The following is a 22,996-nucleotide window of genomic DNA, read 5'->3' on the forward strand; positions in this document are numbered from 1 at the left end:
TGGGCTCACTACGTCGCACGCAGCCACCCCTTAAGCCGACAGACTTCGGATCCGCTGCGATCGGTAGGCTGGGTGTGATTGACTGCTGCGCACTGCGATCCCCATTGAGTTTAGATCAACAGTCACAGAAAAGCGTGGATCGTGCATGATCTCAAGCCACGCCTTTTCCATCCCGTCCGACCAGCGAATGTCGTCATAGATCAAGACCACGTCATTCTGAGACGCACCTAAGATCATATCGGTGTATTTCAGCGTTGGTTTGTATTTATGATTGCCGTCGATAAACGCGAGGTCCAACGACGGTAGCGCTGGCAGCAAAGGCCCAAGCGTGTCGTTGAAATCGCCAAGCACAAATTCTGTGTGATCAAGACCAAGGCTCGCATGCAACTTCTTTGCGATATTAGCGCGGTAAGGCGAAAACTCAAGCGTTGTCAGCTCAGCGCCGCTTACCTTCGCGATACGCTGACCTGCCGCGATATAGGCCGACGACACGCCAACATTGGTTCCCATTTCAAGGATGCATTTCGGGGCAAACGCTGCACAGAGGTCCATCAACAGCTTTGCCGCGCGCGCGCTTTTGCTGACCGCGACAACATCGCAAATCCGCTGACCTTCGTCATGCCCCCCCGGCGCGCCAAGATCACCGGTCGCTAGCATAGACGTATCATCCAGCATGGTCGCGCGCTGCGCCTCAATCTTCTCCGCCCAGGCCTGAGATTCAGCAAGGCCGGCAAATGCAAAGTTGTCGATACCCTGTGCCAGTCTCGACGCAATCGGATCGCCGTGACCGTTTAGATCATCGATCAACCCACGGATACGACCCTTTTCCACAAAGGCCGTTGTTTCGACAATGACATTCCGCAGCAATGTGTTGCGCCCAATAGCGCGTTTGACAGTTGATATCATTTTCTCCCTTTCGGGTTAATTGAGGCTTCATTTTAAATACTGAAAAAACCGTAAAGAATATTCGCAGTGTCCCGTGGTCAGCAGAGACGGCGCGGCAGCTTGGAATGCCGCGCCGATTGCATTTATCCAAACGTCAGATCGATGCTTTCAATGTTTGCGATATCAAGCGCGATTGTCGTAAAGCTGTAGCTTGACGAGACCCCGTTCGTATCCCCCGCATTTGCGGCAAGTGAGCCAATGTAGGCATCAACTTCAGCTTGCACTGCAGCAAAGTCAGCAGCATCGACTTCCAGTTCAAGCGTATCAATACCAGACTGTCCGTCGATCAGATCACGTTCGTTATCGGCTTGGAATGAACGCCAGATAAAGACGTCATCGCCGTCACCACCAAAGGCCGTGTCTTGTCCTTCACCGATACGCTTGATCTCGTCGTTGCCTTGGCCCCCAAAGATCAGCTCATTACCGGCATTGCCTGATATATCGTCATCACCGGCACCTGCGAAAATGAAATCATCACCGGGATTGGCTGTGATCACATCGTCACCGTCACCACCAAGGATTTGATCATCATCGCCACTGCCAGTGATATCATCGTTGCCAGCGCCGCCTGAAATCAGGTCATTCCCGAGATTGCCCGACAGTTCATCATCACCGTCCCCGCCAATGATCGTATCGTCACCTGCTGATCCCGCAATAACGTCATTGCCAGCACCACCGCTGATCTCGTCATCGCCGCCCCTGCCGGTGATCGTGTCATCACCAAGCCCGCCGATAATGATCTCATCAATGCCGGTTCCTTCAAACGTGACACCGGTATCGCCCAGCAAGATTGCTTCGCTTGCGGATGCGTCCGGTGCAGCTATATTCCCGATCAGGACCTCAGCGGTTGCCATACGCCCTGCACTATCGACGATTGTGTAGCTGATCACGTCGAACCCGCCAGTCGCCTCAACTGTTGCGGTATATGTGATCTGGCCACCCGCACCGATAGCCGCCGTTCCGAATTTTCCGTCTGTGACAGACATGACCGACGGCGTTCCACCAGCGAGACCCGGATTATCATTCGCAAGGACATCAATGACGACGTCCGCGTTCAATGCTGGTAGCTCTGCGATATCATCGCTTGCTGATAAAATGAACGACGACACAACGACATCCTGATCATCAAAGCGCAGCATCTCAACATCAACCAATGCATCGTGGCCGTCAGCGCCAGACACATTCACGCTGCTACCGTCAAGAGATGTAACCGTGATCGTGTAATCCGCAGCATTGCCCGCAAAGATCGCGATATCATACCCTTCACCGCCATCGATCACATCGTCGCCGCTACCTCCAATCGCTACGTCGTCACCACGACCAAGGTCGATCAAATCATCGCCACCCCGTCCTTCAATCGTGTCATCACCAGAGAACCCTCTGATATGATCGTCGGTGTCGCAGCCTATTAGAACGTCATCAACGCCACCGGATCCATGAATGTCGCCACAAGGACGGATACCTGCATCCACATCGGTCACGACCTCGCCAGCCCCGATCGAAATCGTCATCGTGGTGCCGGTGCTGTCCACATCAGAGTCAATCGTGGTGTCATCGCCTTGGCCTGCGGTGACAAAACCAAATCCATCCACTTCGGCAAAGGTGACGGTGTAATCGCCCTGCCCCAATCCGATGAAGGAATAAGACCCGTCATCGTCAGTCATCGTGGTAAAGGTTTCGCCTGTGTCTAGATTTGTTACCGTCACCTGCGCGCCAACAACGCCCGCTTCGCCGTTGTCGGTGTCACTGCCATCGGTATCGAAAAAGTATCGACCGCTTATCGCGCTAGGGACGCTCACGTCACCTCCACCAAGATCGTCGTACCGTGGGTTCCACCCGCAGGTCGTTATGTTGCCGCTTCCGACAACAGTCAGCGTCGTACCCGCTGCGGGGATGCCATAAGGTTCGTAGAAGGTGAAATAATCTTCGTTCGTCCCTTCTTGTTCGATCTCCACCATCACGTAATAGTTGCCGAGATTATCACGCAGCCACATGTATTGTTCAGCGTAAATTTGGCCACCGTTTCCGATTTCTTCGCCGTCAGCAGTGATGTTCGCTTGCTGACCTCTGTAGTCAGTTGCATTTTCATTTCGCCAACTGTCACCCGACAGATAGGCGTCGTTATCTTCGACAGCGATGTTCAAAGTTGCACTGTCGGGCATTTCAAAGGTCGACCAGCGACCGATGTTACCGTCTGTAAAATCAGACTCGCGAAATGCGGAAAACTCAAAGGTTTTCATGTGATGATTATAAGGCAATGTATTTCCCCCAAATATAGCTTAAAAATTGACGCCAAAATCGAGGCGGCTTTAAAAAATTAGGTCAAATAAAATCGGGCGTCGTGAATCAGAATAGATAATGCCGCATTTAAAAGTTAGCGCAGAAATACCATTCCGTCTATCTTGCTCCTTAATTTACTGACTCTGGCGCTTGTGTAGGCGTTACTAACAGCCCAAATTTTTTCCATATCGCTGCACACACCACCACAGGCTGTAGATACCTCCATTAAAATTAATCTTTTTGAATCAGCGATGTGAGCAATTCGACAGCCGGGAATTCTTATTCATAAAGGCCATAATCATCGGACAGAATGAAAAGCCATCCGTCTCTGCCTTCTAGGGCAGCGCAAATGGAAAACCACCGGAATTCACGATCTCATTTATTCGCTGCCGCATGCCAACGACGCTCACTTCCTCCATGTCGCACCCCATAATCGGATTCGCGCGGGCCTATGCTTGGGGGCTTGCGCCCATCATCTCGTGTGGGAAACCCGCGTAGATATAACCAAAATGCACTTACGTTAAATCTCGACATGTTCGCCCTCCCGATTTACCCAGTCGTACAACCACCAACGGAGAGACGCATGAAACAACCACGCGCATGGCAACGGATGCTGTCAGGTCGCAGGCTTGATCTGCTGGACCCAACCCCCGTTGATATCGAAATCGAAGACATTGCGCATGGCCTTGCTTTTGTTGCGCGTTGGAATGGGCAAACCGCTGGCGATCACGCTTATTCTGTCGCTGAACATTCACTGCTTGTGACTGAGATTTTTTGCCGTATGCAGCCCAAAGCGCCGATAAAATGGCAACTTGCAGCGTTGCTTCATGACGCGCCCGAGTATGTGATCGGCGACATGATCAGTCCCGTGAAGGCAGCGGTTGGTTCCGATTACGAGGCATTAGACGAACGGTTAACAGCAGCGATCCACTTTCGCTTTGGTCTTCCCGCAAAAATCCCCGTAACCGTGAAAAAGCAGATCAAAAAAGCAGACACCGTTAGTGCGTGGATGGAAGCCACACAAATCGCAGGCTTTACCGTGACTGAGGCCAACAAAATCTTCGGTAAAGTTGATCAAACGCTCATTGACGGTCTCTCAATCACACTCCGCCCTGCCCCTTTGGTACGTGCAGATTTCACAGCTAAACATACCCAATTGTTAGGTCAGATTTGATGCTTTCCGCACGCAAAACACGCGAATCTGACATTCCGGATTTGGTTAATTTGTTCAACCACACCGTTCGCATCGGCGGCACCACCGCGCATGAAGATGAGTGGGACTACGCTACGTTCAAGTCCCACTATTTCGACGATCCCGCCTTTGTGCATACTGTCCTGAACGGTACCAAACCCGTTGGTTTCCAAGCCGTGTTTGCCCTGCCCCAAAACGGTTTGGCGATCGGTAGCTTCACCGACCAGAAAGCACCTGTTCGCGGTGCGGGGACCGTTTTATTCAACGCCACCAAGACTGCGGCGATTGCCAATGGCTTTGCTTTTATCGATGCAAAAATCAGGGCCGATAACGCGCCCGGCCTCGCGTATTATAGCAAAATGGGGTTTGTGGATCACCACATCGACAAAGGCGTACCGCTGAAAGACGGCACGCCCTTGGATCGTGTGACAAAGCGCCTAACGCTTTAATCTAGCCCTACCGCCACAAGCCGATGTCCTTTGCCAACCGAATTCTGTGGGCGTCTGCTTTGCGGCGTTGGCGTTCATACGTCGACTGATGCAAGCTGTGCTTCCAGTGGTCAGGCGCGCGCCAATCCTCGATCTGAGTTGCGGTGCGCAGCACGCGATTAAAGATACCAAACATAGTATGTTCCTTTCGTGATTTCCTGCCTACCGGAATAAAACACTTGCATTGGATCACCTACTCAGGAAAAATTATTATATGTTAGCAAAACTATCATATGAACTGGCGTGACATTCCATCGCTCGCCGCCCTCAAGGGGTTTGAAGCCGCCGCGCGCGCCGGTTCGTTTAGTGCTGCCGCGCGAGAATTAAACGTCACCCATGCGGCGGTTGCCCAGCACGTCCGCGCCGTTGAAGCCCACCTCGGCATGTCCCTTCTCAATCGCGAAGGTCGTAAAATGGTCCTCACCGACGCGGGCGCACAACTGGCCAGTGACCTGCAAACAGGGTTCAGCGCGATCATTGACGGCGTCACGCGGATTGTGGAAGATACCCACGCCAGCCCATTGACGGTGTCTGTAACCCCGAATTTTGCTGAATATTGGTTGATGCCGCGACTGTGTGATTTTTGGACAAAACATCCCGATATCAATGTCACAGTCACCGCCAGCAACGACCTGATCGATCTGCGCCGCGACGGGTACGACATGGCGATCCGCTATGGCGACGGCAAAAACCCCAATCTTCAATCACAATTCCTGATCGCAGGCGACTACGTCGTCGTCGCCACGCCCTCGCTACTTGGCGGACGCAAGGCCTGTGCGATTGCCGATCTCCAAGATTTCACCTGGTTGTTTAGCCCGAACCTGCCCGTTTACAAACGCTGGGCCGCTGAAAACGGTCTGGATATCGCCGCATGTTCGATCCGCGAACTTAGCTCAATGAGCATGATCACATCCGCAGTGCGCGCTGGTGGCGGCGTGTCGGTCGTGATCCGCGCGATGGTCGAAGACGACATAGCGTCAGGTCGATTGATCGCCGTGCAAGAAGGTGCAGCACCACCCGATCTTGGTTACTATATTGTCAGCCAGCATGGTGCAGATGCTGAAAAAGTAAAAATATTTCGCAAATGGCTGCGATCTCAGGTTTAGAAGACCTATTGTAACTCTTTCGCTTCAAGGACCCCATGTGATGAAACACCTTATCGCGACCGCCTGCTTGCTCAGTATCGCCGCATGTAGCGGCACGACGCCGCTTGTCCCTGCGCCCAGCGCATTTCCGTCGGTTTCAGAGGTAAATGCGGCCAAGTTCAATACAACGCCCTGCAGCACCGACCCTACCAGTCGGTCACAAAACGCACGGGTCGGACCTGTGAACCTTGCGGGTGGGTTTAGCGGCCATGTGGTGAAGGTCTGTAGCAATAACACATTGGTTCTAAACGTAATATTCTGGTCGCGTACCAACGAAGACGGTACCAATATCGAAGCCGTGGTGACCACGCTATCCGGCACACGTTTGCCACAGACCACGGACACGCGGAACCAGCCAACCGGCACAAACTACTTTGAATTCCAGACGCGAGACAGATCAGGCGCGGCGCTGAATTGCACGGTGATCAAACCGCCCTACGGCATATCCCCAGCCGCTTTGGCGATTTGCCAGTGATCCGTTAACCCTAACGCGGACTGCGTTTTGCCAGAATACGCTGCAACGTCCGTCGGTGCATATTCAACCGACGCGCCGTCTCGGACACGTTCCGGTCGCATAATTCATAAACCCGCTGGATATGTTCCCAACGCACACGATCCGCGCTCATCGGGTTTTCAGGCGGTGGCGGCAGATCATCGCCCGTGGCCAGCAGCGCGTTGGTGACATCCGTCGCGTCAGCAGGCTTTGATAAATAATCCGTCGCGCCAATCTTGACCGCAGCAACCGCCGTCGCAATCGCACCATAACCAGTCAAAACAACAATACGCGCATCAGGACGGCGTTCACGCAACACCTCGACCACGTCCAACCCGTTGCCATCACCGAGCCGCAGATCGACCACGGCATAAGCAGGTGGCCTAGCCGTCGCAATCGCCTTGCCGGCTGCAATTGAATCCGCTGTTTCAACAGAAAACCCGCGTTTCTCCATCGCCTTTGCGAGGCGCTTCAAGAACGCTTCGTCGTCATCAACCAGCAATAGCGACGGGTCGTCACCGATGGGCAGTGCATTAGTTTCCGCGATCATCATCGTGTCCTTTGTTCATGACAGAATTTAGACCATCGGAGCGCCGGGTCAAATGCGACCTTTTTCCTTAAATCGCGTTCACGTAGCAACTGACCGTCTCTGCAACTTCTTCTGCAGTATTGGTGTTTCTAAAGAAATCCACAAACCCTATTTCAGGCAGCGTTAAGTAAGTCAGCGTTGTATGCTGCATCAAGTAGTAGTCAGGATCACCGCTGTCGTCCTTTTGATAGAAGGTCCGATATACTTTTGACGCGGCATCAATTTGTTCAGCACTACCCGTCAGGCCGATTGCTTTGTCGTGAAAGTTAAAGGCGTAATCACCAACGATCTCTGGCGTATCGCGTTCAGGATCAATCGTGATGAACAGCGGCGTCGCAGAGATGCCTTCTTCGGCCAGTATATCGACGGCTTGGGAATTGCGGGTCATATCCATCGGGCAGAAATCAGGGCAAAACGTAAAGCCAAAGTAGACCAAGGTCGGCTCTGTGATGATGTCTGTATCCGTGACAAGCTCGCCGTTCTTGTCCAGCAACTCGAACGCTCCGCCGATATCACCGCCAGCCACAGCGCTCGTGCTACAGCTTTCAATACCGCCGCCGCCAAACTGACTCATCGCAAATGTGGCACCAGCACCAGCCACAATAAATACCGCAGCTGTCGCAATTGCTAAATTTTTTGACATTGCTTGCCCCTTTAACCCTTTAGTCGATTGACCATTTATAGTGTACGTACGGTGTATGTAGGGCAAAGATATAAGTAAAATACAATCACATGGACGTCATTGACTATCAGATGGGTGAAGACCGCGAACGCAGCAATTGGGTCCGCCTACGCACGCTTTTGCGCGTCCGGTGGTTTGCGATACTGGGGCAATCTGCCGCAATCATAGTGGCCGTCCAAGTCTACGGATTACGGATGCAAACCGGTTACGCCATCGCGGTCATCGGTCTGGCAATCATCGCGAACCTCTATTTCACAGCCGTTTACCCTAAAAACAAGCGCCTCTCGGAACCCGAAGCGTTCTTTATGTTGATCATCGACATCTTCCAACTGGCCTTGCTGCTTTATGTGACGGGCGGACTTGTGAACCCGTTTGCGGTGCTTATCCTCGCGCCCGTGACCATTGCTGCTACTGTTTTACAACTGCGCAGCACACTAACTCTCGGCATGGTCGCGATTTCACTCGTTTCGGTGATTAGTCAGTATTCCCAACCTATTGCGACCGCCGATGGGATCATACTGACGCTTCCGCCGCTGATCCAGTTCGGCTTTTGGGCCGCCTTGGTAATCGGCATCGCCTTTCTCGCAGTCTACGCGCGTCAGGTCACAATGGAGATGCACGCGATGGCCGAAGCCTTGCTCGCAACCCAACTCGCCCTCGCCCGCGAACAAAAATTAACCGACTTGGGTGGGGTCGTCGCCGCAGCGGCACATGAACTTGGCACGCCGCTTTCTACCATCAAACTAATTAGCAGCGAGTTAATGGAAGAATTGGAAGAAAACACCGATCACTACGACGATGTGGCCCTGATCGGGAACCAAGCTGACAGGTGTCGCGACATCCTGCGATCCATGGGGCGCGCAGGCAAAGATGACCTGCACATGCGGTATGCGCTGCTCGAAACTGTCGTCCGAGAGGCGGCTGATCCCCACCTCAATCGCGGTAAAACGGTGTTGTTTCACGTAGGGTCTGTAAATGACGAGACGCTCGTTCAGCCGACAATTCCTCGCCGTCCTGAAATCGTACATGGCCTTCGGAACCTGATCCAAAACGCCGTCGATTTTGCCGAAAGCAATGTTCAAATCAACGTAACATGGGATCGCGACATGATTAACGTCCGCATTATGGACGACGGCAAAGGGTTTCCTGCCTCCGTGCTGCCGCGGATCGGTGATCCCTTTGTGCGGCGCAGACGCCAGACCAATGATCGCCCCGGATACGAGGGCATGGGGTTGGGCATGTTCATCGCCAAAACGCTGCTCGAACGCTCTGGTGCTACGCTGACATTCGCCAACAGCCGCACCAAAACAACCGCGCAACCGCTGGCTGGTGCATTGATTTCGGTCCGGTGGCCGCGCGATATAGAGTACATTGCAGCCCCGGAAGCGGGTGAACCATTGGGTGAAAATCAACAGTTTTCATAGACTTAGAAATGAATTTTCCGAGTCACAGCAAACGTTTACCCAACATTAACCTTACAAAGCGACTCTCAGTCTGGGCAAACTAGGTTGGGCAAAATGGAATCACTTGGGCTTTTAGAGGTGGCGTTGATCGCCGCTATATCTCTTGGCGGCACTGCTATTGTCGCTGTTGGATTTTGGTTAATGACGATACGAGGGGTAGCGCGGCATCGTTACGCTGGCATCGAGAATATCGCACCGACGTTCCTGTTTGACGGGAATGATTTGCGCGACGCGACGGTAGATGCGCAGGTACTAATTAAGGACGCACCAAAACACATGAACGATCGGGAATCCGTTCTTCATGTACTTGGCGCACGGTTTCCGACCTTGACCACCGTCATGGATAAAATCGAACGTAACGAGGTGCAAACCCTTGTGGCGACAGACAATTCTACGATTTCGCTGGAACTGACCGAGATAAACGGACTGGTTCAAATCAAACTGCTAGGCACCTGCGCCCAAGACGGTTTGACGATTAGTGCGATTGCCGCTCAAGACGCTCTGCTTGGTGAGTTAACCATGCTGCGCAATCTCGCGGACCAATCACCGAACCTTGTTTGGCAACAGGATGAAGATGGCCAACTCAGCTGGGCAAATCAGTCCTACCTGAACCTGTCGGACATCCTATCCGACGACGCGGACAAGGCGGTAAAATCTTGGCCAAGCGAGGCAATTTTTCCCGATTTGCATCACGACGTCAGCGACGACAAGCCAAAGGTGCAACGCATGTCCGTCGACATTCCAGCGCAGAACGGCGAGGCGTGGTTTGATGTCACCTCCCTAAAATCAGGCTCACACGCGCTGCATTTTGCAAGCAACGCAAACAAAGCCGTTTTGGCCGAGCAGGAAAAACGGCGCTCGGTCCAGATGTTTGGTCGCATTTTTGCAAAACTATCAACCGGGCTCGCCATTTTTGACGGATCGCGCCGACTGTTAATGTTCAACCCCGCCTTGCTCGAAATGACAAACCTGTCGCCGGAATTTCTAAGCGGCAAACCCTCCATGCAGATGTTTCTGGATCGATTGCGCGAGGCGCGACTACTGCCCGAACCCAAAGACTACGTAAAATGGCGCGGCCAGTTTCCCTTGAACGACGCCTCGTCGGACTGCATCGCGTATTGTGAAAACTGGGAAATCGCGAACGGCCAAACATTCAAAGTCACAGGCCAACCGGGCCGAGACGATTCCTACGCATTCTTTTTCGAAGATATCAGCGCTGAAGTATCGTTAACACGCAGGTTCCGATCCGACATTCAAACCGGCCAAGGCGTGCTTGATGCGCTTCCCGAAGCTATCGCCGTCTTTTCCGCGAACGGAACCTTGGTTATGTCGAACCGATTCTACGGCCAGCTTTGGGATGTTGACCACGATACCAGCGTCCGAGCCCATGATTTACGGGCAGAAATGTTAACGTGGCAAAGCCATTGTGCAGCGGCACCAATCTGGGGCGAACTACGCGATTTCATTGGAAAAAGCGGGGATCGCGGCACATGGACAGACCGCGCCATCCTTGACGATGGCCGACAGTTCACTTGCAAAGCACAGCCAATTTCTGGCGGCATGACCATGATTTCGTTCACCGTTTTGGCGCGGATGCGCCCACGGATTCAGCACAATCTCACGATGCCAGATCCGGCGATCTACGGCCTGAAGGGTTGAATTCGCTTGCAGGCACAGCATGACATCATAATCATGCGATATGGTTACGCAAACGATCCTCCTCCCGCTTGAACAAGACACGGTGCGCTTCGCGGCGCGGGTGTCAGAAATCCTACGGCCCGGCGACACGATTTTGCTGTCGGGCGACATTGGTGCAGGCAAATCTGCCTTTTCGCGGGCCGTTATCCGCACGAAAGCAGGCGCCGAAATCGAAGTTCCCTCGCCGACGTTCACACTCGTGCAAACTTACGACGTCGCGGGCATCGAAATTTGGCACTGCGATTTATACCGCCTAACGCACCCCGACGAAGCATTCGAATTGGGGCTGGACGAGGCATTCGAAACCGCGATCTGTCTGATCGAATGGCCTGATAGATTGGGGGATCTCGCACCACAAAACGCGCTTAAGTTGCACTTCGATGCCTTAGAAAACGGTCATTCCGTGACCCTTTCGCCGAACGCCGATTGGACCGCACGGTTAGGTAATCTCAATGACTGATCGCAAAACACTAATCCGAGAGTTTTTAGCCGGCTCGAAATGGGAAAACTGGACACAAAGCCCACTCGCAGGTGATGCCTCGTCGCGCAGATATCTACGCCTAACCAGTAGCGAGACAACAGCAATTCTGATGGACGCCGATCCCGCCACCGGACAATCGACAACCACCTTCGCTAACATTGGCGATTGGTTAACGCGACAGGGGCTTTGTGCGCCCAAAACTTTGCTGCATGACCCCGCAAATGGGCTGCTTTTGCTCGAAGACCTCGGTTCCGTCGATTTCGCGATGCACCTCGCGAACGCCCCAAATGAAACCGAACTGTTGTACACTGCCGCGACGGATATTCTGGTGCAAATCGACCGCACGAAACCACTCGCGGGACTGTCGCGCATGACCCCAGAAGTCGGTGGCGACATGCTGGATATCACCACCGAATGGTATGGCGATTCGTCGCAAAAACAGATTATCGATGAGGTCAAAAATCACCTCGAACGGTTTTGCCCTACCGCGGACAAGCTTTCCCTGCGTGATTTTCATGCTGAAAACATGATCTGGCGACCCAATCTGAACGGTACAGATCGTGTCGGTCTGCTCGATTATCAGGACGCATTCATCGCACCGCCTGGTTACGATTTGATTTCCATGCTTCGCGATGTGCGCCGCGTCGTTGATCCTCAAATCGCCCACAACATGACCGCTCATTTCATCTCGAAAACGGGCGCAGATCCAGATACGACGCCTGCTGCACTAGCCTGCCTCGCCGTGCAACGAAACCTTCGGATTTTGGGTGTTTTTGCGCGGCTCGCCGTGCGCGATCGCAAAACGCGGTACATGTCGATGATCCCCCATATCTGGGCAATGATCGACGCCGACTTGCGCCACCCAGCGTTGAAAAGCCTACAAAAATGTGTGCAACAAACACTACCACCGCCGCACAAATCCCAAATCAAGGACCTGCTATGACCCCCATTATGCTATTTGCGGCAGGGCTTGGAACGCGGATGGGTCCACTGACCGCCGATCGACCAAAACCGATGGTCGAAGTTGCGGGTAAGCCTCTGATAGATCACGCGCTCGCTTTAACAGACGATCAACCTTTGCATCCGCCAGTCATTAACCTTCATTACAAATCAAACATCCTACGAGACTATCTTGCAAACCGAAGCGTCGTTTTTTCTGATGAAACGGATCTGCTGCGCGACACTGGTGGGGGACTACGGCACGCGCTACCGCTGCTTGGCTCCAGCCCTGTTGTGACCCTAAATACAGACGCCATATGGAAAGGCCCCAACCCCATTTCGCAGCTTTTAAACGCTTGGCGCGACGATATGGAAGGTCTGCTAATGCTCATCCCAACACCCCAAGTTCTTGGCCATAAGGGCGCTGGTGATTTCACCATCGACGAAACAGGCCATCTTAGCCGCCATCCCGACCACATTTACAGCGGCTTGCAGATGATCCGCACCGATGGTCTCGCAGAGATTTCTGACGACGTATTTTCGCTTAACCGCCTGTGGGACAACGCAATTCAACGTGGTAAATTGCATGGCATCACCTACACGGGTCAGTGGTGCGATGTGGGACAACCCGACAGCATTCCACTTGCCGAGAGCCTGATTGACGAGACAACAAATGTTTGAACCAACACCCAAAGCCCGCGTATTTGGCCTGCCGCCAGGCGCGGATTTCGCGAGCGCTTTGGTCGCAGGACTACTTGACCTCGCAGGAGATTTACCGCCGCAAGATTTCGCGAAAATCCAAATCTTCGTGAACACATCGCGGATGCAACGCCGGATCAGAGAAGTGTTCGACGCAGGCCCGCCGCGTCTTTTGCCACGCATCCGCTTGATCACCGATCTAGCAAACGATCCGATCTCACATGACGTCAAACCCAAAGTCTCAGCATTGCGCAGGCGTCTCGAATTGGCCACGTTAGTATCTAGTTTACTCGATCAAGAACCGGAACTTGCACCGAGGGCAGCGTTATACGATCTGTCGGATAGCCTCGCGAATTTGATGGATGAAATGCAGGGCGAAGGCGTCACGCCCGACGCCATTGCGTCGCTCGACGTCACCGATCAATCCGGCCACTGGGACAGGTCGAAGAAATTCCTCGATATTATTTCCCCGTTTTTCACCGGAGAAAATGCCGACCCCGACGAACAAGCCCGCCAACGGTTAGTTGTCGAAACACTCACCGCGCTGTGGGCCGAGACACCGCCAAAACATCCCATTATCGTCGCAGGTTCGACCGGATCGCGCGGCGCGACTGGGTTGTTCATGCGCGCCGTTGCGGACCTACCCCAAGGTGCAATCGTCTTGCCCGGTTTTGATTTCGACATGCCTGCGCACGTTTGGGATGCGCTGGATGGTGACAAAGGCGTGGCCGAAGATCACCCGCAGTTCCGGTTTCGCAAACTCATGTCCGCCATGGATTTGCACCGCGATGACGTGATGCGTTGGGGCGACACGCCAGCCCCAAACGCTGCACGTAACGCATTGGTTTCGCTATCTTTACGCCCTGCCCCCGTCACCGATCAATGGTTGTCCGATGGTCCTGAGTTGGGCGATCTGAACAGCGCGACGCAAGGTCTAACCTTGATCGAAGCCCCCTCGCCCCGATCAGAGGCCGAGACAATCGCGCTTCGCCTCCGCCAAGCCGCCGAAGACGGTGTGACCGCGGCCCTCATCACGCCGGATCGGAACCTAACGCGGCAGGTCGCTGCAGCACTTGATCTGTGGAACATCGTCCCCGACGACAGTGCGGGCATGCCGCTAGCCCTATCCCCGCCGGGTCGGTTTTTGCGGCATGTCACTGACATGACGCGCAATGTACTAACGTCGGAATCCCTTTTGACGCTACTGAAACACCCGTTGTGCAACTCGGTTGACGGGTTTCGCGGCCCGCATCTGCTCTTGACCTACGAACTAGAACTTTACTTGCGCAGGCACAGCGTCCCGTATCCGACCCCTGAAACGGTGAATGCGTGGGCCTTAAGCGAAGAAAGCAAGATCGAAAAACGCCAAGCATGGGCCACATGGTTAAGCACCGTCGTTCCAACTATTCAGGTTTCACAAAAGCAAAATCTGACGCGCCATATTGAAGGCGTCATCGGACTTGCCGAAGCGCTGGCGCGCGGTCAAAACGTCGATGGAACTGGTGAACTTTGGAAAGAAAAGGCTGGACGCAGCGCCCGCAACGTCTGCGACACCATTCTACGCGACGCCGAGGCTAGCGGCGAAATAACCGCCACCGAATTCACTGGCCTTTTTGGTTCGCTTTTGTCCGCAGGAACCGTCCGTGACCGCGACGAAGGTCACCCTAATATCCTGATCTGGGGAACGCTCGAAGCACGTGTGCAAAGCGCCGATCTCGTCATTCTTGGCGGCATGAACGAAGGTGTCTGGCCTGAATCGCCCACACCAGACCCGTGGCTTAACCGTAAAATGCGCGCCCAAGCTGGGTTGTTACTGCCCGAGCGGCGCATCGGTCTGTCAGCGCATGATTACCAACAGGCCGTCGCCAGCCCCGAAGTCTGGATCACGCGGGCGAAACGCACAGCCGACGCTGAAACTGTGCCGTCGCGTTGGGTGAACAGATTAACCAACCTTCTCAGCGGCCTGCCAGATCAGAACGGTCCCGAAGCATTGAAGAAAATGCAGGCCGAAGGCGACCGCTGGATCGCGATGGCAGCACAAATGTCCGTGCCAACCGCCGCCATAGAACCAGCGCATCGACCTTCGCCAATGCCGCCAGTGGCCGACCGCCCAAAAACCATCTCAGTAACGCAGATCAAGACCCTCATTCGTGACCCTTACGCGATTTATGCGAACAAAGTGTTGCGGCTTAAGCGGCTTGATCCGCTTGTTCCGACCGCAGATGCGCCGTTACGCGGCATCATTATCCACGCGATTTTGGACGAATTCATCGGCACGCGCCCCGATGCGACTGACCCCGCCGCATTTAACCAATTGATGGAAACCGCCGCACGTCATTTCAACGATCAATGCCCGTGGCCCACAATCCGTGCGCAATGGATGGCGCGGATGGAAAAGCTCGCACCTGTATTTTTGGCCGCAGAAGCAAAACGCCAATCCAAAGGATCGCTCGCAATATCCGAAGGCTGGGGCGTTATGGAAATGCCGTCAGTCGACATGGCAATAACCTGCAAGGCGGACCGCATCGACCTAACCCCCCAAGACACAGCGCTCATTTACGACTATAAAACCGGGGTCGTGCCGACGAAAGACGTGCAAGAAAAATTCGACAAACAACTACTCGCCGAAGCCGTCATGGTATCGCGTGGCGCGTTCACAGACTTGGGTGAAAAACACGTCGACGAAGCGGTCTTTATCGGCGTAAACGCCGCCATGCGCGACGTCGAAGCGCCGCTAGACAAAGCCCCGATTGAAGCCGTTTACGCTGGATTAGAGACGCTTTTTGGTAAATGGAACATGCCAACCAAAGGGTACAGCGCCCGCATGGCGATGTTCAGCAAAGACGACATCAGCGACTACGATCACCTATCCCGATTTGGGGAATGGACCATGGCAGACCTGCCGAAAACCGAGGGCGTCTCATGATCCGCGATGACGCAACGCAACGGCAGGTAAACGCCGCCGATCCGCTGAATTCGACGTGGTTATCCGCGAATGCAGGGTCAGGGAAAACGCGTGTTTTAACAGACCGTGTGGCGCGTTTGTTGCTCGAACAAGTCGACCCGCAAAATATTCTGTGTCTGACCTACACCAAAGCCGCCGCCGCCGAGATGCAGAACCGCTTGTTCAAACGACTTGGCGCATGGGCGATGATGCCTGACGCCGCACTTCGCGCGGATTTAACCACGCTCGGCTTCGACAAAACGATCAACAGCGACGAATTGAAACGCGCTCGCACGCTCTTTGCGCAAGCGATTGAAACGCCCGGCGGTTTGAAAATCCAGACAATCCATTCGTTCTGCGCAGGCGTTTTGCGACGGTTCCCCCTAGAGGCCGCAGTCAGCCCGCAGTTCCGCGAAATGGAAGACCGACAGGCCGAAATCCTACGCGCCGAAGTCATGGACGCACTGCTGCTTGGCCCCGACGCCGACACCGTTCACACCATGTTGCGGCATTTCACTGGCGCGGATGTCGCGTCTCTGACCGCCGAAGTCGCGAACAAGCGCGGCCTGTTTTCCGACGGCTTATCCGTCGATGCGCTGCACAATGCGTTGGACCTTCGGTCTGGCCTGACCTCGGATATTCTGCTCGACACCATCCTTGGTGTTGAAGAACGCGAGGTACTGAAACGTCTCCAAACAGTTCTGTCCACTGGTACAGTTACCGAGAAAAAAGCAGCCGATGCGCTTGCCAGCATCGACCTGCACAATCCACCAAAACTGTCGCATATCGCCGTGTTAGAGTCTCTTTTCCTCTTTGGCGAAAAAGCAAAATCGCCCTTTGGCGCGAAAATCGACAGCTTCCCGACCAAAGCAACCCGCGAAGCGCATCCCGAACTGATCGACGACCTGAACATCATCATGGAAACCGTCGAGCAAGCCCGCGATGACAGGCTCGCGCTTGTTGCATTCGACCGCTCGCTCGCGTTGAACCGTTTTGGCGCGGCCTTTGTACCTGCCTATGAGGCGCGTAAAACCGCGATGGGGATGCTTGATTTTGACGATCTGATCCAGAAAACCAAGGCGCTGCTAACGGATCGTCGCGTGGCCCAGTGGGTTCTGTTCCGGCTCGATGGCGGTATCGACCACGTGCTGGTCGACGAAGCCCAAGACACCAGCCCCGATCAATGGGCCGTGATCAAACAGCTGACCCAAGAATTCACAGCGGGCGAGGGGGCCGATCCTACGCGCCGCCGCACTATTTTTGTTGTGGGTGATAAAAAGCAGTCGATTTATTCATTCCAAGGTGCCGATCCCGCCGCCTTTGACCAAATGCGCGGGCACTTTGAAGAAGGGCTCGCCGCCGTCGAGGACAAATTGCACGGCGAAGCATTGCTGCATTCGTTCCGGTCGTCGCAGGCGATTTTGCGGGTCGTGGACGAGACCTTCAAACGTGACCGCGCCGCCGGATTAGAGCCTAATGTGCAGCATTTGGCCTTTAAACAGAACATGCCGGGCCGCGTTGACCTATGGCCCGTGATCGAACCCACCGACGACAAACCAGAGGTGGATTGGACCGATCCCGTCGATATCATTAGCACTGACCACCATGTCGTCCGGCTCGCCAATCAGATCGCGTTCGAAATCAAACGCATGGTCAAAGAAGAGACTATTCCAGAGGAAATTGGGCATTCCGGCACCTATAACCACCGTCCAGTGACCGAAGGCGACATTCTGATTCTCGTGCAGCGTCGGTCTGATTTGTTCTCGGAAATCATTCGTGCATGCAAAGCCGCTAACCTGAAAATTGCTGGTGCGGACAGGCTGCGTGTCGGTGCAGAACTCGCGGTCAAAGACCTCGCCGCGCTTTTATCGTTTCTTGCCTTGCCAGAGGATGATCTATCGCTCGCCAGCGCTTTAAAATCCCCGCTATTCGGCTGGTCTGAACAAGACCTCTACGCTCTCGCACATCATCGTCCAAACAAAGGGCATCTGTGGCCCGCCTTACGGCAAAGCGACGATCATGAACCGACCAAAGCGATCCTGCGTGACCTGCGCAAACAATCCGACTTTCTTCGCCCTTACGACTTGATCGAACGCATCCTGACCCGCCACGATGGCCGCCGCAAACTACTCGCGCGGCTCGGTGCAGAGGCCGAAGACGGCATCGACGCGCTTCTATCCCAAGCGCTCGCATACGAGTCCACGGGCGTCCCAAGTCTAACAGGTTTTCTCGCGTGGATGGCCACCGATGATCTTGAAGTAAAACGCCAAATGGACAGCCAAGGTGACCGCATCCGCGTGATGACCGTGCATGGGGCGAAAGGGCTGGAAGCCCCGATTGTGTTCCTACCTGACACCGCGAAACGGCGGATCGACGTCAAACAAGACATCTTCGCGAAAGACGGCACGGCAATCTGGAAAACCCCCGCCGCGCAATCACCTTCCACCATAACCGGCCTGCGCGACACTTTGATTGAAAAACAATCCGAGGAACGTATGCGCCTGCTTTACGTCGCGATGACACGGGCCGAAAAATGGTTAATTGTCGGTGCTGCTGGCGATGTCGGCGATGGTGACGAAAGTTGGTACAACATCATTTCCGACGGCATGATCCACGCTGGCGATGTGGTCGAAAAAGTAGGGCTCCACGACATTCGCCGCGTGCCGCATTTGGATTGGCATTCCGGTGAAAAAATCGAAAAAACAGTCACTAAAAAGGTGATCGTCACGCCACCCATCTTTGGCGAAACGCCGATTGGGATACGCCGAAAGACACTCGCACCTTCAGACCTAAAGGGTTCAAAAATCCTGCCCGGCGATCCCGGTGAAGGCGATAAAGACGCCGCGATGGCACGCGGCAGCATGATCCATCTATTGCTCGAACATCTACCGCTCGTTGATCCCGCACAGCGCGTTGAATTCGGCCACAAACTGCTGAACGGGCAGGGGGATGACGCTTTTGATCCCGCCCTCGTTAGCCAAGTCGCCGCCCTGCTGGACGCACCTGACCTTGCGCACATCTTCAGCGATGACGCGTTGACCGAGGTCGATGTCACCGCGCATCTGCCCGAACTCAACGACCGCATTCACGGCGCAATCGACCGCTTGTTGATCACCGAGACGACTGTTCTAGCCGTGGATTACAAAACAAATCGTGCGGTGCCTTCATCGCCAGAGCAAACACCAGTCGGGCTTTTGCGGCAAATGGGCGCTTACCAATCCGCATTGAAACAAATCTTTCCGGATCATACGATTGAAACGGCGATATTATGGACGCAAACCGCAAATCTCATGCAATTACCAAGCAATCTCACCGAAGATGCGCTGCGCACAGTCACCTAGATGTGAACCGCGCTTGACCACACTCGCGCAGCTTCATAGGTTCAGCGCAACATCATCAAAGGAGAGCCATCATGGCCACAGTAGCCGTCACCGACGCCACATTCGACGCCGAAGTTCGCCAGTCAGATATCCCAGTTGTCGTGGATTTCTGGGCCGAATGGTGTGGTCCATGCAAGCAAATCGGACCTGCATTGGAAGAACTTTCCGCTGAATTGGACGGTAAAGTCAAAATCGTCAAAGTAAACGTGGACGAAAACCCGAATGCGCCAGCGCAAATGGGCGTTCGCGGCATTCCAGCCTTGTTTTTGTTCAAAGGCGGCGAAGTCGTTTCCAACAAAACCGGTGCTGCACCAAAAGCAGCACTGCAAGGCTGGATCGAAGAATCCATCTAAGCCTTTCGGCTATCACATACAAAAGGGCGCCCGATGTGGCGCCCTTTTTCGTGGGCAAATCCCTACGCTAAACCGCGCCTATTGTCAGCCGCCAAGTGGATTGCCATATAGACCACAAGCAACAAAGGACCTGACCCATGGCAAATGACGACTTCCCCGGCTGGCACGGCACGACAATCATCGGCGTTCGTAAGGGCGGCAAAGTCGTGATCGCAGGCGATGGACAGGTCAGTCTTGGTCAAACCGTGATCAAAGGCACAGCACGCAAAGTGCGGCGTTTATCCCCCGGCGGGCATGACGTGATCTGCGGTTTCGCAGGGTCCACAGCCGACGCATTCACACTGCTCGAACGGCTGGAAAAGAAACTCGAAGCCACACCAGGTCAACTCGCCCGCGCCTCTGTCGAGCTTGCCAAAGATTGGCGCACCGACAAATACCTGCAAAAACTCGAGGCGATGCTCATCGTTTCTGACGGCAACGAACTACTGGTAATCACAGGGGCAGGGGATGTGCTCGAACCCGAACACGAAGTCACAGCAATCGGGTCCGGCGGAAACTTTGCGCTCGCAGCTGGCCGCGCGCTGATGGACAGCGATCTCGACGCCGAAGCCATTGCACGCAAAGCCATGGCAATCGCCTCCGACATCTGCGTCTACACCAACGGCAAACTCACCGTTGAAACCATCGAAAAACCCAAATCATAGCACGGATTCCCCTTCATTTTGCCAGAACAACTCTGGGGGTTTGGGGGCTAGCCCCCATCGTGCTGCAAGGCAAAAAACCGCGTCGTCACTTGGCCTTTGGCTCAACAGATCATAGGTATCTGTCATGATTGAAACTGATGACATTCGGGCAAGCGTCGCCGCAGGCATTCTGACCGACAAACAAGCCGCGTCCCTGACCGCCCTCGCACATAGCCGCAGGGGTGCCCGCGAGGGGCTTCACCCCGGCGATGAACCCTTTGAATTGTTCAAAGGCTTCAACGAAGTCTTTATCATTGTTGGCCTGATCATCCTGTCGATTGGCTGGGTCGGTTTGATCACAGCCGTGTTCGACACCCAGATCATCGGGTTTCGCGACGCAGCGCTTTGGTATGGCCTGCCCGCAGCGGCGGTTCTGTGGTTGCTGTCGGAATATTTCATCTGGCGCAGACGCATGGTTGGCCCCGCAATAGCGCTTTCGATCCTGTTCGGGATCAACGCTGGCGTCACGCTTGTCGCATACTTTGCTGAACCCTTCATGATCGGCCAGCAAGATTACAGCAGCCTGCCGTTTCCGCTCGCACTAACCACCATCGCCGTCGGCGTGTTTTGGTTCCGGTTTCGCGTCCCGTTTGCCATGGCAATGATCGCCATCAGCCTGTTCATCGTCGCGATGATGGTCGCAGCCATTAACCAAGGCTCGCCACAAAGCCCCGCTGACCTTTTTCTGCTTTCTGCAGGCGGCCCCTTTGCATGGATCACCCTTGGCCTTGGCATCGCGATTTTCATTGCCGCCATGGCATTCGATATGTCCGATCCGCACCGCGTTACGCGCCGGTCGGCCAACGGGTTCTGGCTTCACGTGGTTGCGGCACCCGCGCTTGTGAACACCATCGCCCTGTCGCTTATTAACGATGATAATATGACAGCCTTGCTCGCATTCCTTGCGGTCATCGCCGTGATTGCCATGATCATCGACCGCCGTTCGTTCCTGATCACTGCCATCGGCTATGTCGTCGCGGTCGCAGGGACAGTCTTTGGCGGCGACGGCATTGCCACCACGATCCTGGCTCTCGGGATCATCCTTCTCATTCTCGGTGCGTTCTGGGAAAAATTCCGGGCAAGGCTACTGCGCCTCATGCCCGCAATCGTTCCGCTCCACCGACTTCCACCAGCAGAGTAAATCAAATGACAAACCTGACTCCCCGCGAAATCGTGTCCGAACTGGACCGCCATATCATCGGCCAAAAAGACGCCAAACGTGCAGTCGCCGTGGCCTTGCGCAACCGTTGGCGCCGCAATCAACTGTCCGACGATCTGCGCGACGAAGTTTACCCGAAAAACATCTTGATGATCGGGCCGACTGGCGTTGGTAAAACCGAAATCTCGCGCCGTCTGGCGAAACTGGCCCGTGCGCCGTTCATCAAGGTCGAAGCAACTAAATTCACCGAAGTCGGCTATGTCGGCCGTGACGTCGAACAGATCATCCGCGACCTGATCGAAGTCGCGATCAACGACACCCGCGACCACATGCGTGAAGACGTCAAAGCGAAAGCACGCGAAGCCGCAGAGGAACGCGTGATCACCGCCGTAGCAGGCACAGACGCCCGCGATCAGACCCGCGAAATGTTCCGGCGCAAGCTGAAATCAGGCGAACTTGACGACACAATCATCGAACTTGAACTCGCCGACAATTCCAACCCCATGGGCGGTTTTGAGGTCCCCGGTCAGCCCGGCGCTGGCATGGGCGGCATGATGAACCTTGGCGATTTGTTCGGTAAAATGGGTGGCGGGCGCACGGTTAAGAAAAAGATGACCGTCGCGAACAGCTACGAAGCGTTAATCGCCGACGAGGCCGACAAGCTGCTGGATGATGAAAGCGTGACAAAGACTGCGCTGGCAGCCGTTGAGCAGAACGGCATTGTTTTCCTTGATGAAATCGACAAGGTCTGCGCGAAGTCCGATGCGCGTGGCGCTGATGTGTCCCGCGAAGGTGTGCAGCGCGACCTGTTGCCATTGATCGAAGGCACCACCGTTTCCACCAAACACGGCCCGATCAAAACCGACCACATCCTGTTCATTGCATCCGGCGCGTTCCACGTCGCAAAACCGTCTGATCTGTTGCCAGAATTGCAAGGCCGCTTGCCGATCCGCGTTGAATTACGGGCGCTGACCGAAGAGGACTTCATTCGCATCCTGACCGAAACCGACAACGCACTGACGCTGCAATACACAGCCCTGATGGCGACCGAACAAGTCACCGTGACTTTCGCGCCCGAAGGTATCGCCGCACTCGCCAAAATCGCCGCCGAAGTGAACGAGTCCGTTGAAAACATCGGCGCACGCCGTTTGTACACCGTGATGGAACGCGTGTTCGAAGACCTATCCTTCAACGCACCTGACAAAGCGGGCGATGAAATCACGGTTGATGCGGCATTCGTTGAGGAACATCTTGGCGAACTTAGCCGCTCTACAGACGTTAGCCGTTACGTGCTTTAGGGCTTTCCATTCCCAAGCTTCAGGT

General features: G+C 54.6%; 20 protein-coding genes. 15 read left to right on the plus strand and 5 right to left on the minus strand.

The window, feature by feature from the left end; translation table 11 throughout:
* Positions 1-30: 30 nt before the first annotated feature.
* Positions 31-906, minus strand: coding sequence for an O-methyltransferase (locus FHS72_RS04420; RefSeq protein ID WP_183526152.1), 876 nt, complete (start codon positions 904-906; stop codon positions 31-33).
* A 122-nt stretch (positions 907-1,028) separates the two neighbouring features.
* Positions 1,029-3,185, minus strand: a complete 2,157-nt coding sequence (locus tag FHS72_RS04425; protein ID WP_183526155.1) for an SdrD B-like domain-containing protein — start codon at positions 3,183-3,185, stop codon at positions 1,029-1,031.
* A 623-nt stretch (positions 3,186-3,808) separates the two neighbouring features.
* Between FHS72_RS04425 and FHS72_RS04430 the strand changes: the two genes are divergently transcribed.
* Together FHS72_RS04430 and FHS72_RS04435 are read left to right on the plus strand one after the other, a co-directional pair.
* On the plus strand, positions 3,809-4,399 hold the full coding sequence (locus FHS72_RS04430) for a YfbR-like 5'-deoxynucleotidase (protein ID WP_183526158.1): 591 nt from the start codon (positions 3,809-3,811) through the stop codon (positions 4,397-4,399).
* Complete coding sequence (locus tag FHS72_RS04435; RefSeq protein ID WP_183526161.1) at positions 4,399-4,866, plus strand: GNAT family N-acetyltransferase; 468 nt, start codon at positions 4,399-4,401, stop codon at positions 4,864-4,866. The genes FHS72_RS04430 and FHS72_RS04435 overlap by 1 nt, the downstream gene beginning before the upstream one ends.
* 7 nt (positions 4,867-4,873) lie before the next feature.
* On the opposite strand, the gene FHS72_RS04440 is transcribed toward FHS72_RS04435, so the two are convergent.
* A complete protein-coding gene (locus tag FHS72_RS04440; protein WP_183526164.1) occupies positions 4,874-5,041 on the minus strand; it encodes a hypothetical protein in 168 nt (55 codons plus the stop codon).
* A 97-nt stretch (positions 5,042-5,138) separates the two neighbouring features.
* Between FHS72_RS04440 and FHS72_RS04445 the strand changes: the two genes are divergently transcribed.
* Positions 5,139-6,011 carry a LysR substrate-binding domain-containing protein gene (locus FHS72_RS04445; protein ID WP_183526166.1) on the plus strand — a complete coding sequence of 291 codons (873 nt, stop codon included), beginning with the start codon at positions 5,139-5,141 and terminating at the stop codon, positions 6,009-6,011.
* 40 nt (positions 6,012-6,051) lie between these two features.
* On the plus strand, positions 6,052-6,525 hold the full coding sequence (locus FHS72_RS04450) for a hypothetical protein (RefSeq protein ID WP_183526169.1): 474 nt from the start codon (positions 6,052-6,054) through the stop codon (positions 6,523-6,525).
* Positions 6,526-6,535: 10 nt separating this feature from the next.
* Here FHS72_RS04450 and FHS72_RS04455 read toward each other — a convergent pair whose 3' ends face one another.
* Together FHS72_RS04455 and FHS72_RS04460 are read right to left on the minus strand one after the other, a co-directional pair.
* Positions 6,536-7,093 (minus strand): ActR/PrrA/RegA family redox response regulator transcription factor, encoded by a 558-nt coding sequence (locus FHS72_RS04455; protein ID WP_183526172.1) that lies wholly within the window; start codon positions 7,091-7,093, stop codon positions 6,536-6,538.
* 67 nt (positions 7,094-7,160) lie between these two features.
* Positions 7,161-7,775 (minus strand): SCO family protein, encoded by a 615-nt coding sequence (locus FHS72_RS04460; RefSeq protein ID WP_183526175.1) that lies wholly within the window; start codon positions 7,773-7,775, stop codon positions 7,161-7,163.
* 89 nt (positions 7,776-7,864) lie between these two features.
* Here FHS72_RS04460 and regB point away from each other — a divergent pair, with 89 nt between their 5' ends.
* The 11 genes from regB to hslU all read left to right on the plus strand — a co-directional run bounded on the left by regB (position 7,865) and on the right by hslU (position 22,971).
* Entirely contained in the window at positions 7,865-9,238 is a 1,374-nt protein-coding gene (gene regB, locus FHS72_RS04465) for a sensor histidine kinase RegB (protein ID WP_183526178.1), read from the plus strand.
* Positions 9,239-9,331: 93 nt separating this feature from the next.
* Positions 9,332-10,936: a PAS-domain containing protein gene (locus FHS72_RS04470; RefSeq protein WP_183526181.1), complete on the plus strand. Its 1,605-nt coding sequence runs from the start codon at positions 9,332-9,334 to the stop codon at positions 10,934-10,936.
* A 40-nt stretch (positions 10,937-10,976) separates the two neighbouring features.
* Entirely contained in the window at positions 10,977-11,435 is a 459-nt protein-coding gene (gene tsaE, locus FHS72_RS04475) for a tRNA (adenosine(37)-N6)-threonylcarbamoyltransferase complex ATPase subunit type 1 TsaE (RefSeq protein ID WP_183526184.1), read from the plus strand.
* A complete protein-coding gene (locus FHS72_RS04480; RefSeq protein WP_183526187.1) occupies positions 11,428-12,399 on the plus strand; it encodes an aminoglycoside phosphotransferase family protein in 972 nt (323 codons plus the stop codon). The genes tsaE and FHS72_RS04480 overlap by 8 nt, the downstream gene beginning before the upstream one ends.
* Entirely contained in the window at positions 12,396-13,076 is a 681-nt protein-coding gene (locus tag FHS72_RS04485; RefSeq protein WP_183526191.1) for a nucleotidyltransferase family protein, read from the plus strand. The genes FHS72_RS04480 and FHS72_RS04485 overlap by 4 nt, the downstream gene beginning before the upstream one ends.
* Positions 13,069-16,020: a double-strand break repair protein AddB gene (gene addB, locus FHS72_RS04490; RefSeq protein WP_183526194.1), complete on the plus strand. Its 2,952-nt coding sequence runs from the start codon at positions 13,069-13,071 to the stop codon at positions 16,018-16,020. The genes FHS72_RS04485 and addB overlap by 8 nt, the downstream gene beginning before the upstream one ends.
* A complete protein-coding gene (gene addA / locus FHS72_RS04495; protein WP_183526197.1) occupies positions 16,017-19,379 on the plus strand; it encodes a double-strand break repair helicase AddA in 3,363 nt (1,120 codons plus the stop codon). The genes addB and addA overlap by 4 nt, the downstream gene beginning before the upstream one ends.
* 71 nt (positions 19,380-19,450) lie before the next feature.
* Entirely contained in the window at positions 19,451-19,771 is a 321-nt protein-coding gene (trxA, locus tag FHS72_RS04500; RefSeq protein WP_183526200.1) for a thioredoxin, read from the plus strand.
* A 137-nt stretch (positions 19,772-19,908) separates the two neighbouring features.
* Positions 19,909-20,475 (plus strand): ATP-dependent protease subunit HslV, encoded by a 567-nt coding sequence (gene hslV / locus FHS72_RS04505; RefSeq protein ID WP_183526203.1) that lies wholly within the window; start codon positions 19,909-19,911, stop codon positions 20,473-20,475.
* A gap of 124 nt (positions 20,476-20,599) precedes the next feature.
* Positions 20,600-21,655, plus strand: coding sequence for a hypothetical protein (locus tag FHS72_RS04510; protein WP_183526206.1), 1,056 nt, complete (start codon positions 20,600-20,602; stop codon positions 21,653-21,655).
* 5 nt (positions 21,656-21,660) lie between these two features.
* A complete protein-coding gene (hslU, locus tag FHS72_RS04515; RefSeq protein WP_183526209.1) occupies positions 21,661-22,971 on the plus strand; it encodes an ATP-dependent protease ATPase subunit HslU in 1,311 nt (436 codons plus the stop codon).
* Positions 22,972-22,996 lie beyond the last annotated feature (25 nt).

It is taken from the genome of Yoonia ponticola (genome assembly GCF_014199395.1).
Classification (GTDB): domain Bacteria; phylum Pseudomonadota; class Alphaproteobacteria; order Rhodobacterales; family Rhodobacteraceae; genus Yoonia; species Yoonia ponticola.